Below are 13,812 nucleotides of genomic sequence, written 5' to 3' on the forward strand. Positions count from 1 at the left end.
GCGCATCGGATGCGATAGTAAAGGGGAGTTTTGCGATGAGCAAGAAACGGATTGTGTTGGTGGGCTGCGGCATTCGAGCGAAGTTTTTTTATAGCGCCATGGTGACGGAATTCGAATCGACGGTGGAGCTGGCGGCGATCTGCGACATCAATCAGACTCGCATGGATTTCACGAATCGCGTCCTGGTCGAAGAATGCGGCTATCATGCCGTTCCAACGTACAAGCCTCATGAGTTTGAAGAGATGATCCGCCGTGAAAAGGCCGACATCGTCTTCGTGGCCTCGATCGACCGCACGCACCACACTTACATTATCAAAGCGATGGAGCTGGGCTGCGATGTGATTTCCGAGAAGCCGATGACGACCGACGCGGAGAAATGCCAGGCGATCCTCGACACGGTGAACCGGACCGAACGCAAACTGACCGTCGCTTTCAATTACCGATACGCTCCTCAGTTTACGAAGGTTCGCGAGCTGATCTTGGACGATGCGGTGGGTCAAGTGACGTCCGTCCATTTCGAGTGGCTGCTCGACATCAAACACGGCGCTGATTATTTCCGCAGATGGCATCGGGACAAGCGCAACAGCGGCGGCTTGCTCGTGCATAAGTCAACGCATCATTTCGACTTGGTGAACTTCTGGCTCGGGACGAAGCCGAAGCGGGTCGTGGCGACGGGCGGCTTGATGTTCTATGGGCGGGAAAACGCGGAGCAGCGCGGGGTACAGCAGTTTTATCAGCGCTCTACCGGGAATGAAATCGCTAAGGATGACCCGTTCGCCATCGACCTGGCGGAGAGCGATACGCTGAAGGCGATGTACTTGGACGCGGAGAAGGAAGACGGCTATCAACGCGATCAAAGCGTGTTCGGCGACGGAATCAGCATCGAGGATACGCTTGGCGTCATGGTCGAGTACGAGAACAAGGCGATTCTTACTTATTCCCTGAACGCGTATACGCCATGGGAAGGGCTGGTGGTGAGCATCAACGGCACGAAGGGCCGGATGGAAGTGAAGCTCATCGTCAAACATCTGAACAATCCGGACGGCACGCATGCCCAGGAATTGTCGATGGAGGAGTCCATCCACGTGTTCCCGATGTTCGGGGAGTCCTACGAGGTGACATACGAACAGGGCGAAGGCGGCCACGGCGGCGGAGATCCGGCGCTGCTGCGCGACATTTTCGACGAGCCGGTGCGGGATCGCTTCAACCGCGCGGCAACGCATGTGGACGGCGCCATGTCTATCCTAACGGGCATCGCCGGCAACGTATCCATGCAGACCGGGCAATGGGTGAGCGTCGATAAGCTCGTCAAGTTTTAACGGTTGGAGGGATTGACTTTGAAAATTGCCGTAATCGGTTCAACCGGTCATACCGGCTATGTGTTGAAGGGGTTGCGCGGCCAAGCCGACGCGGAGCTGGTCGGGATCGCCCCGGGCTCCGTCGGCGAGGATATCGAGGTGCTCTACGAGTATGCCCTTAAGCAGGGGCTTGCGCCTCGGAAGTTTGAACAGTACCGGGACATGCTGGACCAAGTGAAGCCGGATGTCGTCGCGGTGGCCTGCTATTTCAACGATCATGCGGCGGTTGCCGTGGAGGTGCTGTCCCGAGGCATTCATCTGTTCGTAGAAAAGCCGGTTGCCACAACGCTGCAGGATCTGGAAAAGGTGAAGGCGGCACACGAGAAGTCCGGCGCCCAATTGGCTGCGATGTTCGGCATCCGCTACTCCTCTTGGTTTCTGACCGTCCAGCGATTGATTCAGGAGGGCCGCATCGGCGAGATTCGGATGATGAATGCGCAGAAGTCGTATCGCCTCGGCGAGCGCAGCGAGCTGTACCGGCGCCGTGAGACGTATGGCGGCACGATCCCTTGGGTCGGCAGCCATGCGATCGATTGGATGTACAGCTTATGCGGCGAGAGCTTCGTCTCAGTGTTCGCATCGCATTCGACGCGAGCGAACCGCGGTCACGGCGAGCTGGAGACGACCGGGCTATGCCACTTTACGTTCACCAATGAGGTGTTCGGCTCGGTGAACATCGATTATTTGAGGCCGCAGCAGGCGCCTACGCATGCGGACGATCGCATTCGCATCGCAGGGTCGAACGGCGTGCTGGAAGTGGTGAACAACCAAGTGCTGTTGATTAATGGAGATGCGGACGGGATTCAGCATGCTCCGTTGCTTTCCGCGCAGGAGAGCTTTACGGATTTTTTACAGCAGGTTCGCGGCTCTTCGTCTTGCCTGGTTACTGCGGAGCAGTCGTTTACGGTTACGGAAGCCTGTCTACGCGCGAGGATGTCGGCCGACAAGGGGCGCGTCGTTTATTTTTAAGCCAGGCAGGAGAAATGACTCTCTGACAACAATGGAGGCGACTATGAATACACAAAAGGTAGATCCGAACGCCGAGGTTGGCACTCCTCCTTATCCGCGCAGTACGGCTATCAAGAAGCTCGTCTGGGAGCCGGCTGAGAACGTAATCCGCATGGGGCTTGGCATCGAGATCCACGATGTGCCGGGGAGGACGCATGACGGGGGCGACAATTGGCCGGTCACTTGGGGTGATGACGACCGTCTCTATACGACGTATGGCGACGGCTATGGCTTCGATCCGGTCATCCCCGACAAACTGGGCCTGGGGTATTCCTATTTGACGGGGAATGCGCCGGACATTCAAGGGTTCAATGTACGCTCCTCCAACGGGGAGAATACCGGCTGGGGAAGAAAAGGCAAAAAGGGCAGCGGCTTGCTGATGGTGGATGGCGTGCTCTATATGTGGCTGTTCCACGCCGACGAGATGGGCGGGCAATCCCAACTCGCATGGTCGTCCGATCACGCGGCCACGTGGACGTTCGCCGACTGGAAGTTCGAGGAGATGGGGCTGTGCGCTTTTATCAACTACGGGAAGAACTACGAGGGCGCCAGGGATTCCTACGTGTACACCGTCACCCACGACAAGCGCAAAGCCGACGATCCTTCCGATCGGATGATCCTTATGCGCGTACCCAAGGATCGGATTGCGGATCGGGACGCCTATGAGTTTTTTATGGGGTTGGACGGGGAGGAGCCGGTTTGGACCGCGGATGTGGCGGAACGCGGTGCCGTCTTCGAGCACAAGGACGCTTGCTGCCGCTCCGGCATCAGCTACAACCGCGCGCTGGGGCGTTACGTGTGGTGGCAGCACGTCCCGAACGCGCCGGGTCACAAGGACCGCGGCGACACGCGGTTCATCGGCGGCTTCGGCATCTATGACGCGCCGGAGCCTTGGGGACCCTGGACCACGTTGTATTACACCGAGAAGTGGGACATGGGCCCGGGCGAACGCGCGGAGTTCCCGACGAAGTGGATGAGCGAGGACGGCAAAACGATGTACCTCGTGTTCTCCGGCAACGACTGCTTCAGCGTACGGAAAGCGGTGCTGGAGCTGTAAAAGCGTACAAAGGGGTAGAGCTGATCATTCCAAGTTCGTGATTTCGGCAATATTGTATTCGTTCCCGCTTTCCAATGTCAGACGGCAGGGGCACCGGAGCCTTCATTCAACGGTGCCCTCTTTATTTTCTTGAGGCAAATTGCAAGTGACTTCAGGAGATGGTGTCGGGCATGGACTATACGGCGCAGAGCGAATGCCGCAGTCCTGCAATCCGAGTTTAGTACAAATCCTTGGCGAGGATAGCCGAGCCCTTGTTTTTGGCGTACCAGTCCGCATACCACTGGTCGACCTTCAGTCCGCCGGACTTCTCCCAATAGGCTTGGGCGTCCTTGACCGATTGCTCGACGGAATATTTGCTTCCGCCAATCAACGCCTGCTGGTAGTAGCTCTCCATCTGTGCCGAAGTGTTCGTTACGATCAGCTGCAGATCGCTTGGCAACGACGGCATGTGCTCGGGATGGGTGATTTCGGCAATCGGCCGGGCCGGGTTCAAGTACGCGGTATCCGACTGCTCGACAATTTTTTTGAACCCCATGTCGAACAGGTTGTTCGGGTTCAGCGTACTCTTGTAGGTGCCGCATTCGCCGAACGCCGTCGTCGACACGAGCATCCGCATGTCGATGTTCCAGTCCAGTTCCTTTTTCTTTTTGTCCGCATCGAGGATAACCGGGCACGAATTGGGCACCGCTTTGTAGTGTACGCCCTCCAGCCCGTAGTTCAGCGTCATCATCGTCGATTGCTTGACCAAGAAGTCGACGAACTTGATTACCGCCACCGGATCCTTCGCGTTTGCGTTGATCGCCGCCGTCGCCTGCGCCGGGTTGCCGATGGCCGGACTGAACTGTCCTAATTGGGTGGCCGGCAGCTCAATCGCAATAATTTCGGCTTTCGGATTGTTTTTCTTCAGAGCCTCCACCACGGTGTAGCCGCCGGCATTGCCGCCGCCGTTCGCGCCATAGAAGCCGATTTTACCGCTGATAAAGTCCTGCTTTGCCTTTTCCCCGTTTTTGTCAGTCAGGAAATCTTTGTCTATCAGCCCGTTGTCGTACAGCTTCTTGACAAAGTTGTTGCGCGCGATCTTGTTCTCCCACGTGCGCACGATCGTACCGTTCTGCACTTTGTAGCCGACATCCTGGAACATCGAGTTCAGGTTGAATCCGCCGACAAAGGTCACATCCATCGCGAGTGTGTCGTCTTTGCCGTTGCGGTCGGGATCCTGCTTGACGAACGCTTCCGCCACCTTGTACAGCTCGTCGACCGTCTTCGGCACGTCCAGCCCGAGCGCGTCCAGCCAATCCTTGCGCACGTATTCGACGAGGCTCGTGCGGACGCCGTTAAGCCGACCGAACTCGTACATGTTGCCGTCCTCGCGCGTCGCCATTTTGCGGAGAATCGGATTTTTTTGCAGCATCGCCTTGTATTCGACGCTGTACTTGTCGATCAAATCGCCGATTGGCATCAACTGCTTCTGGCCGATCAGCTGGTTACGGTAGTTCGTGTCGAATTCCATGATCAGATCGGGCGCCGAGCCGGAAGCGAACAGCACGTTGAACTTCTGCTTCGATTCGTTGCGCGGTACCGCCACGAACTCGACGTCCACCGGACCGTTCTCGTTGATCCATTTGGTCCAACGGTTGTTGATCGCCGTGCCTTCTTCGGCCGCAATCGTGCCGCGGTCATAGACTGACACTGTAATTTTCCCACGCTTCTCCGGCGTCGCAGAAGCCGTCGGTCTGGCGCTGTCAGACACGCTCGGACTGCTCGCCGTACCGTCGCCGCCATTGGAGCAACCGGCCACAACAGTAAACGTCAACGCCAAAGTCCACCATTTTGCATGAACCCATCGTCTCATCGTTCGTTTCCTCCTCGTTTTTCGTTTATCCTTTGATCGCGCCCACCAGAACGCCTTTGATGAAATACTTTTGCAAGAACGGATAGATCACCAGCATCGGCATGAGCAAGACGATTACCCCCGCTGATTTAATCGTCGCCGGCGCCAGCTTCGCCGCGTCCTCCGGCTGCAAATTGTTCAGTTCCTGCAGAAACGACTGGTTCTGCACCATCATCTGCACCAATACGGTCAAGTTGTATTTGGTCGTATCGTGCATATACAGCAGCACGGTCATAAACTGATTCCAGAAGCCGACCGCGTAGAACAACGCAATCGCCGTCAGCACCGGCAGTGACAACGGCAGCACGATACGTGACAGCATCCGCCATTCGCCGCAACCATCGATTTGCGCCGCTTCCTCCATCTCCACAGGCAAGCTCTCAAAATACGTTTTCAACACCAGCATGTTGAACACGCTCACCAGCGCGGGAAACCAGATCGCACCGTACGAGTTGATCAGACCAAGCGACTTGATCAGCAAGTAGTTTGGGATGATGCCTCCGGAGAACAGCATCGTAAACACGATCGCCAGCGTAAGCAGGCGCCGGCCGTGCATGTCCCGGCGCGACAGCGGATATGCCGCCAATACGGTGAAGATCATGCTCAGTCCGGTGCCGACCGTCGTCAGCACCACATTGTTCTGGAAGGCGCGCACGATATCGGTTCCCGCAATGAGCGAAGTGTACGCTTCGAGCGACCACGACACCGGCCAGAACGCCACTAGTCCGGCTTGAACGGCATGGGCCTCACTGAGCGACAGCGCCGCAATATGCACCATGGGCAGCAGACAGAGGAGACCGACCGCGCTTAATACCGCATAGTTGATTGCGTAAAACAGTTTATCTCCAACGGAAGGTTTCATTTGCTCCTCCTACCATAGCCCCCGTCCGTACCGGCGGGCGACGGCGTTCGTCATCAGCACGAGGACAAACCCGACGCTCGATTCGAACAGACCGATCGCCGTCGTCAGACTGAATTGCAGGCTTTGCAGCCCGATTTTGTAAGTGTAGGTGCTGATGACCTCCGATACGCGGAACACTGCGGAGTTTTGCAGCGTGTACACCTGATCGAACCCCGCCTCCATCACGTGTCCGACGGACAAAATGAATACGATGACAATCGTCGGAGCGATGCTGGGCAGCGTAATATGGCGTATTTGCTGCCACTTGTTCGCGCCGTCCATTCCGGCCGACTCGTACAGGCTCGGATCGACGGACGACAGCGCCGCCAAATAAATGATCGCGCTCCAGCCCGCTCCCTTCCATATGCCGGCTCCGACATAAATCGTGACCCACGACCCCTCCTTGTACAAAAAAGCAACCGGCTCGCCCAGCTTGCTGACGACGAGATTGTTGATGACCCCGTCCAGAGCAAATATTGTCACGACCATCCCCGCCACGATGACCCAGGATAAAAAATGGGGCAAATAGACGAGCGTCTGAATCCAGCGCTTGAATGCCGACCTGCGCACCTCATTGAGTAAAATCGCCAGCAGGATCGGAAAAGGAAAGCCGATCAGCAGACTGAGCATGCTGAGTATAAACGTATTGCGAATGATTTGCAGCGTCTGCGGGTTGGCGAAAAGCGTCGTGAACTGGCCGAAACCTACCCATGGACTGCCGAACAAGCCGTCGGCAAAGTTGTAATTTTTGAAAGCGATTATCAGACCGCCCATCGGTACGTACTTGAACAACACGAAGTACACCGCAACCGGGAGAAACATTGCCCAATACGACACATTCCGCTTCCATCGTTTGCGTTCTGGCCGCCTGCCGCTCCATGGGGATGTATCCTGAGCGGCAGTGGCCAATTCCGGCGCGTTCACGGTACGGATGACCTCCTTTTCTGTGGACTGGCACACAACCGCGACCGTCGACTGTGGCGATCGTTTGCCGATGTCTCACACTATAGCCGCCGCCCGCTTCCCGGGTCAATGCACACGTTTCCGCAGATGCCCCAAATTCCGCCAAGGCCGTAACCGTGTTATTGCATATGCTTGCGGTAGTCGCCGGGCGTCATGCCGGCCGCTTTTTTGAACACGCGAATGAACGAGAAGGAATGCAGGTAGCCGACCTGCTCGGCCACATCCTGGATCGGCAAGTTTGTCCTGACGAGCAGTTGCTTCGCTTTTTCCATGCGGATATTCGTCACATAGTCGATAAACTTGTCGCCGAATTCCTCCTTGAATAACTGGCTGACGTATTTGGGGCTGATCGCGAAAGCGTCGCTCAAATGATTGAGCGACAAATCGGGATTATTGAAATGATCGGCGATGTACTGCCGCACGTTTTTCATCGTCGTCGAGCGCGTCCGTTCTTCCCGTACCTGCTTCATCCGAGCGAACGCCTCGGCCATAATGGCCCTCAGGCCTTCGCGCAGCTCGTCGAGCGCATCCATCCGCTTCAGGAAGCCGCGTATCGCCGGCACTGTCTCCTGCAGCCAAATGGCCTGATAATCGCTATGCAGCTCGAGCAGCTCGTTCGACAATTGAAACACGAGGTAATCGATTTGATACAATAGTTCGCCCCTCGGAGCCGCAGATGTCTGCAATTGCCCCATAAACCGCTGAAACGCCGCCTCCCAGTCATCCTCCCCAAGCTTGAACATATGGACGAGCTCCCGGTTGTCGGCCAACTGACGACGGAAATCGCGATCGTTAAAATTCGGTACCTCCCAGTAGCCGATGACGCGGTCGCTGCCGAAGGTAATTTTGTATTGCAGCGCATCGAGCGCCTGCGCATACGACGCCGGAATACGCTCCGCGCCGGCGACGATTTCTCCCAGCCCGAGCGTGGCGCGAAAGTCGAGATTGTGGTCGATCCACGACACAAGCTGCTGCGCCAGCAACGCCGTTTGTTCGACGGATGCCGCCTGCTCCGCGTAGGTGAAGGCACACCATTTGTCCGGAAACAACCATTCGCCGAACACCTGCATTCCCTGGCGCTCGGCCAGTTCCTCGGCCACGTTGCCGAGCACGAACTTCAGCAGCGACTGGTCGCGCTTCGAGTACCGGCCGCAAAACTCCGCGTACCGGTCCAGCTCGAGGACGAACGCAAATGCAGCGGTCCGCTCCGCCCGCCAGCCGAGGCGCTCGGCCGCTTCCGCCCAGCGCCCGTCGGGCGTGCCGTTGTCCCCCTCCAGTGTGTCTCTGATCCACTGCCTGCGGCGAATTTGCCAATGCTCCTCGCGCTGTGTCGCCAGCTCGTCCGACTGCTCGATCATCCGGTCCAACGCTTGGTCAATGACGGTAAACTCGTCTTTGCCGCCGCTTTTCAGCAGTTGATCGGCTCGCACCCGGGCGTAAGCGTGAACCCGCTCCGTAAGCGAGCGCAGCGGCAAGTAATTGCGTCGGGAAATATAAACGATGTAGAAAATCGCCACAATTACCGCCACAATACCGCAAGCGAGCAGCGCCCGATTGAAGCGGCTGGAAAACTGGTAGAAGGCGCCGACTTGCAGCCGGCTCTTGATGATGAGTCCGGAGTAGGCGGAACGCGCCTCCGTAAACGTGCTATCGAAGTACGGCTGCCGAGGGAAGGAGGAGCCGAGCAAAACACCGTTGCGGTCCTCCAGCAGGGCGTAGATGAACCCTGTGCCGTACGTGTCACCGACTTCTTCGGCGATTGCTGCGGTTCGCACGTTTACCACCAGCCCGCCCTGATTGCCGGCCGGCACCGGGTACGGCTTGACGAGCGTCACGACGTCGACGGCGTTCTGGCTGGCAAATTCGCGGTACGCACGCGAAGCAGTCCAGCCCGTCCCTTGCTGGCGCTGCATATACGCTTCGACAAAGCTGCGGTCCGCGAATTGCTCCAACGCTACCGCCGCATTGTCCGTCAGCACCATCCGGTCGTCCCAGCGGACCATATACATCGAATGAATCAACGGATACTGCAGCACCAGATCGCGCAGCCGCTCCGACGGCTCCACCATCCGCCGGTACGGGTCGTCGCGAAGCGTAGGATTGTAGAAGGGTTGAATACCGTCCTTGCTGCCAAGCTCCTTGATCATCATCTGTTCGACGGAGCGCAGAGCATGGTCGATCACCTCGAGCATATGCTCCGACGATCCACGATTGACCGCCTCTGCAGCTTTGCGGGTCACTTCTCCGATACTGAAGAAGAAAACCGCGATTAATAGGGAGACGATACCTAGAAACACCGGCATGTACGAATAAAGCAGCTTGTAAAACCATGATCTTCTAATATCCGTTCCCCCGCTCCCGTTGCAAAAAAATTTTGTTCACCTCCAGTGTAAGCAGGAATCGCGGTTCGGCACAAGCGGTTTCCAATCCACAATATTCCGGTGATCCACTATATGCCGAAACGCCCGGCCGGGCGTTTCGCAGTGTCGGGTCTGCGCTAATACTGATGGACAGTAAGCGACTTTCGTTTATGAAGAAGTTCAAGTCCATGTAGAGAAAGCTATTCGATTTTTCAAACAATATTTTATAGAAGGAGTCGGGAGCGTGAAACTATCATTACAGCAGTACAGGGAGATAGTACGCGGGTTGGACGGGGAAAATAGCGGCGGCAACTCTGGGAGCACCGTTCGAATACGCGATTGTCGATCATGGCGGCGAAGGCTACACGATCGAGATGCGGGAAGGCGATGCCTTACTCCATCGCTCCACCCGTGTAAATTACTGGGAATCAAGAAACTTCAAGGAGCTCTGCTCACCGGAAGCCCTTTTGTTGCAAAGAACAGCTTTGTCATCTTCGATACGTATCTGCGTTATAAGGATAGTTTAAAGGTGAAACTGGGGAGTTCTGCGTGCTTCAATCACAGTGCGGGCTGCCCTCCCACGAACTAACCCTTATACGGCATAGGTTCCGGCTCCTTGCTTACACCTGCAAAGTCGAGATCCGCACCGTAATCTCCGTGCCCTTCCCAAGGTAGCTGGCGATATGAAGCCCACTGGATTCTCCGAACGTCAGCTTGATCCGCTGGTTCACATTCTTCACCCCGATATGATTCCCGCTGATCCAGTGCTTGTCCGCCAGCTCCCGGTTGATCTGATCCACCTTCTCGGGAGCCATCCCGACGCCGTTGTCCGCGACGCGCAGCACCGCATGTCCGCCCTCGAGCGAGCCCTTCACCGTGATCAGCCCTTCGCCGTTCATCGGCTTGATCCCGTGGTAGATGGCATTCTCGATCAGCGGCTGGAGCGTTATACGAGGGATTTTCAACCCGTACAGCTTCTCATCCATTTCCCATTCCACCACAAATTTGCGCGGATAACGGATTTTCTGGATATCGATGTAATGCTGGCAGTTCGCCATCTCGTCCCGGATCGAGACCAGATGGTCTTCCCCGTCCAAGGAAAAGCGCAACAGCAGCGAGAGCGATGTGATCATCTCGGACACCGGGTTGTCGCCGTTCGACAGCCTTAGCGCCTGCCAATTGATCGTCTCCAGCGTGTTGTAGAGGAAATGCGGATTGATCTGGGACTGCAGTGCCACGGCATACGCCCGGTCCAGAAGCGCGAGGCGATGGCGCAGCTCGTTCTCGAGCTCCTGTTTCTCCCCATAGGAGCTCAGAATGCTCGACGTAATGTACTTGATCTCATTGAGCTGAGGTTTGTCTTTGTCCGTCTGGAACATGCTGCCCCGCTCCGACTCCTGCAGCCATTCGCCCGGTCGGCTGACGACGGACATGATCTGCTTGATCGGGATGAACATTCGCCAGGACACGATCAGCGACATCACCAAGGCGACCAGCACGCTGAAGAACGAGGAGACAAGCAAATAGTTGCGGATGTAAACCGCCTTGTCCTCATACAGCTTCAAGGGCACGATCGAGATAAACCTCCACTTGTTGTAAAGCGAATTGACATGAGAGACGGACTGTTTGGTCTGCTCATTGTACACAAAGGCCGGCTCGTTCGGGTTGTCGTTCATGACCTGGGTGTTCGGCAAAATCTCCGTAATCGAGTGATTGATCAGCTTGAAATTGTCGTGAGCCAAAATAAGGCCGTTCTCGTCGACGATATAAATATTTTCCAAATAGTGGTCGCTGGTGTTGTGAATGATGCTCATAAACTTGGCCGTATCGATATTCATGACGATACTTCCGGATTTGTCATAGAGTAGAGGCGCCGTACGAACGGAGGTAATAAGCGGCTTCGTCGCCGTGACCGTATAGTGGGTCTGCGCCGTTCTGGCGATTGTCCATACCCGAGAGGTCTCGCGCCGCTTGCTGAAATCCGCCGCCCACTCGCGATCAATGTATTCGCTGAATGGCCATCTCCGTAGGTCGGATGTATACAAATATTGGTTTTTCTCCGAGTACACGTAGATCGAATCCAGGAAGTTCTGGATGTTGTTGTTCTGAAAATTGAGCTTGGCAAACAGCTTGCTGATCAACATATTCATATCGTAATCGGGCGGGCCCTCATACTCCGTCTCCAGCAGGTCGGCCACGACCTCGTCGGAGGCGAGGCGGACGGAGAAGTCGTCCACTTCCCGCACGAGCATGTCGACCATATCGCGGATTCGCGACAGCGAGCTCAGATGGGCGCTGCTGATCTCTTCGGTCACCATCTTGCTGTACAAGTTGTAAATCCCTACACTGAGCCCGGTAACGGGCAGCAAAATAAGCGCCAAAATGATAAAAAAGTTTTTGATGAAAACGCTGCGGAACCGATAGTTTTTCAAGATAAACCAAAGGCTTAACGGATCTCTCATCACTTTTCCTTATTAATGGACTTGCGCCTGTACTCGGAAGGCGTGTATCCGGTATGTTTTTTGAACAGCTTGAAAAAATATTTGGTGTTTTTATAGCCCACGATCGAGCCGATTTCATAAATTTTGAACTGCGGATTTTGCAAATATTCAAGCGCCTTGTTCATCCGATACTCCGTCACAAAGTCGGTGAAGCTGCTGCCGGTGTACTGCTTGAAGAGGCGGCCGAAATAGTCGGGACTCAAGTACACTTGCGAAGCCGCGCTATCGAGCGAAATATCTTTGTCGAACGACTGGGCGATGTATTCTTTCGCTTTCTGAATCATAGTCGGCTCAGCAGCCGTGTGGTTCACGATATAGTCGGCAATCTCGCTCAGCACGCCGATTCCCCATTGCTGCAGCTCCGCGTAGCTGTTCAGCCGAAGAATCGTCTCGTAGTAGAAAGGCTTGTTCGTTATTTTATCGATCGGCAAATCCATCTCGTTCAACTTGGCGCACAATGTGGAGAACAGCTCGATCAGCATGTTTTTCACAAAATGGTTAGGCAGGCTGCCTAGTTTGATCGTGCTCAGCAGCATCTCGAACTGGCCGGGAAGCGCCTCCATATTACCCACGTTGATGTAGGACAGGAACTGCTTGCGCTGCTCCGCCAGCAGCGGATTTTCCTTGAATGAAATTTCAGTCGGATCATACTGCAGCTGGTTCTCGTCCTTAACCGCGTAGGTCGTGCTGGTATGCATAAGCTGACGCAAATTGTCGAAGGTTCCGACGATTTCCGGCTTGGCTTCAATGCCCAGCAACGTGTAAATGCGCTCCGCCGCCGTCTGCATGCTCGACAGCACGGAGCTGCGGAACGAGGCGGTGTCCTGTCCGGGCTGCAGGTCGAGGGCGACAATATCCATATGATCCGGGCTGATGAACACCGGGATGATGAGCCGATCGGCCGCCTCGCTGCGGATCATATTCTCGATCGAATCGGAGGCGAAAGCCTCTTCCGTCTCTTGCTCCTCCGTCTCGGATGGCAGGAAGGCCAGGCGGACAACGGCGCAGCGGTGATCCGCCGTATTCGCGCGCACTTCGGTCAGCCGCAGCAGCTTCTCGGCTTCCTGAGCGTCGTTCAATTTGCCGGTGGACAAGTCGCGGAACAGCTGCTTGCGGATCAGCGGCAGCAGCTCGTTGTTGTGCTTCATCACTTTGGACATTTGCTGCTGCTCCTCCGCTTCCTTGTCCAGCCGTGCCTTGACGTCCTGGAATACAGAGCGGATATCGCTCAGCTTGGTCGGCTTCAGCAAATAATTGACCACATTGTAAGCCATCGCCTGCTTGACGAATTCGAATTCCTTGAATCCGCTGATCAAAACGATTTTCGTTTTCGGATGATGCTCATGCACGTGCTTTGCCAGCTCCAGGCCGGACATATGCGTCATTTTCACATCGGTCAGGATAATATCGATCTTCGTCTTCTCCAGCAAAGCCTTCGCATAAATGCCGTCCTCCAGCTTGGCGACCAGCTCGAAGCCAAGCGAGGTCCAATCGACCAGATCGCTTAATCCTTCACGAATATGCTCTTCATCATCCACAATAATCAGCTTGTAAGCCATGTGAATCAGGACTCCCTATCTGAAAGCGGTTTAATATACTGATTGTCTATATTTTATACTTTAACCTTTTCAAGTTGTCAATGCACGAGACGAAAAAGCGGCTTTGTACCATTTTACCACCTGGGCTGGCAATTATAATAAATAGTGAGGGAGTAGCTTCAAATTTGGATTATGAATTGATGAGGGTAGTCAGCATGAAATCCTTTCCATACGG

General features: G+C 55.5%; 9 protein-coding genes. 3 read left to right on the plus strand and 6 right to left on the minus strand.

Features of this window, described 5'->3' with window-relative positions; genetic code table 11:
• Positions 1 to 35: 35 nt before the first annotated feature.
• Genes PKO02S_RS02935 through PKO02S_RS02945 form a run of 3 tightly spaced genes read left to right on the plus strand, consistent with a single transcriptional unit; the run spans position 36 to position 3,423 of the window.
• On the plus strand, positions 36 to 1,319 hold the full coding sequence (locus PKO02S_RS02935) for a Gfo/Idh/MocA family protein (RefSeq protein ID WP_127579593.1): 1,284 nt from the start codon (positions 36 to 38) through the stop codon (positions 1,317 to 1,319).
• A gap of 18 nt (positions 1,320 to 1,337) precedes the next feature.
• Positions 1,338 to 2,327 carry a Gfo/Idh/MocA family protein gene (locus tag PKO02S_RS02940; protein ID WP_127579594.1) on the plus strand — a complete coding sequence of 330 codons (990 nt, stop codon included), beginning with the start codon at positions 1,338 to 1,340 and terminating at the stop codon, positions 2,325 to 2,327.
• Between the two features lie 43 nt (positions 2,328 to 2,370).
• Positions 2,371 to 3,423 carry a glycoside hydrolase family 183 protein gene (locus tag PKO02S_RS02945; protein WP_164821268.1) on the plus strand — a complete coding sequence of 351 codons (1,053 nt, stop codon included), beginning with the start codon at positions 2,371 to 2,373 and terminating at the stop codon, positions 3,421 to 3,423.
• A 217-nt stretch (positions 3,424 to 3,640) separates the two neighbouring features.
• Here PKO02S_RS02945 and PKO02S_RS02950 read toward each other — a convergent pair whose 3' ends face one another.
• The 6 genes from PKO02S_RS02950 to PKO02S_RS02975 all read right to left on the minus strand — a co-directional run bounded on the left by PKO02S_RS02950 (position 3,641) and on the right by PKO02S_RS02975 (position 13,598).
• Positions 3,641 to 5,275 (minus strand): extracellular solute-binding protein, encoded by a 1,635-nt coding sequence (locus PKO02S_RS02950; protein ID WP_127579596.1) that lies wholly within the window; start codon positions 5,273 to 5,275, stop codon positions 3,641 to 3,643.
• 25 nt (positions 5,276 to 5,300) lie between these two features.
• Positions 5,301 to 6,176, minus strand: a complete 876-nt coding sequence (locus PKO02S_RS02955) for a carbohydrate ABC transporter permease (RefSeq protein ID WP_127579597.1) — start codon at positions 6,174 to 6,176, stop codon at positions 5,301 to 5,303.
• A 9-nt stretch (positions 6,177 to 6,185) separates the two neighbouring features.
• A complete protein-coding gene (locus tag PKO02S_RS02960; protein ID WP_373865182.1) occupies positions 6,186 to 7,148 on the minus strand; it encodes an ABC transporter permease in 963 nt (320 codons plus the stop codon).
• Positions 7,149 to 7,297: 149 nt separating this feature from the next.
• Complete coding sequence (locus tag PKO02S_RS02965; protein ID WP_127579598.1) at positions 7,298 to 9,481, minus strand: helix-turn-helix domain-containing protein; 2,184 nt, start codon at positions 9,479 to 9,481, stop codon at positions 7,298 to 7,300.
• A gap of 677 nt (positions 9,482 to 10,158) precedes the next feature.
• Positions 10,159 to 12,000: a cache domain-containing sensor histidine kinase gene (locus PKO02S_RS02970; protein ID WP_127579599.1), complete on the minus strand. Its 1,842-nt coding sequence runs from the start codon at positions 11,998 to 12,000 to the stop codon at positions 10,159 to 10,161.
• Positions 12,000 to 13,598 carry a response regulator transcription factor gene (locus tag PKO02S_RS02975; protein WP_127579600.1) on the minus strand — a complete coding sequence of 533 codons (1,599 nt, stop codon included), beginning with the start codon at positions 13,596 to 13,598 and terminating at the stop codon, positions 12,000 to 12,002. Before PKO02S_RS02975 ends, PKO02S_RS02970 begins: the two co-directional genes overlap by 1 nt.
• Positions 13,599 to 13,812: the final 214 nt, after the last annotated feature.

Origin of the sequence: Paenibacillus koleovorans NBRC 103111 (assembly GCF_004000845.1) — a bacterium.
Lineage (GTDB): Bacteria > Bacillota > Bacilli > Paenibacillales > NBRC-103111 > Paenibacillus_AA > Paenibacillus_AA koleovorans.

What these genes read in the sequence shown, in the direction of transcription:
- PKO02S_RS02935 (WP_127579593.1), top strand. Translation starts at nt 36, where the DNA reads ATGAGCAAGAAACGGATTGTGTTGGTGGGCTGCGGCATTCGAGCGAAG.
- PKO02S_RS02945 (WP_164821268.1), top strand. Translation starts at nt 2,371, where the DNA reads ATGAATACACAAAAGGTAGATCCGAACGCCGAGGTTGGCACTCCTCCT.
- PKO02S_RS02950 (WP_127579596.1), bottom strand. Translation starts at nt 5,275, where the DNA reads ATGAGACGATGGGTTCATGCAAAATGGTGGACTTTGGCGTTGACGTTT.
- PKO02S_RS02955 (WP_127579597.1), bottom strand. Translation starts at nt 6,176, where the DNA reads ATGAAACCTTCCGTTGGAGATAAACTGTTTTACGCAATCAACTATGCG.
- PKO02S_RS02965 (WP_127579598.1), bottom strand. Translation starts at nt 9,481, where the DNA reads ATGCCGGTGTTTCTAGGTATCGTCTCCCTATTAATCGCGGTTTTCTTC.
- PKO02S_RS02970 (WP_127579599.1), bottom strand. Translation starts at nt 12,000, where the DNA reads ATGAGAGATCCGTTAAGCCTTTGGTTTATCTTGAAAAACTATCGGTTC.
- PKO02S_RS02975 (WP_127579600.1), bottom strand. Translation starts at nt 13,598, where the DNA reads ATGGCTTACAAGCTGATTATTGTGGATGATGAAGAGCATATTCGTGAA.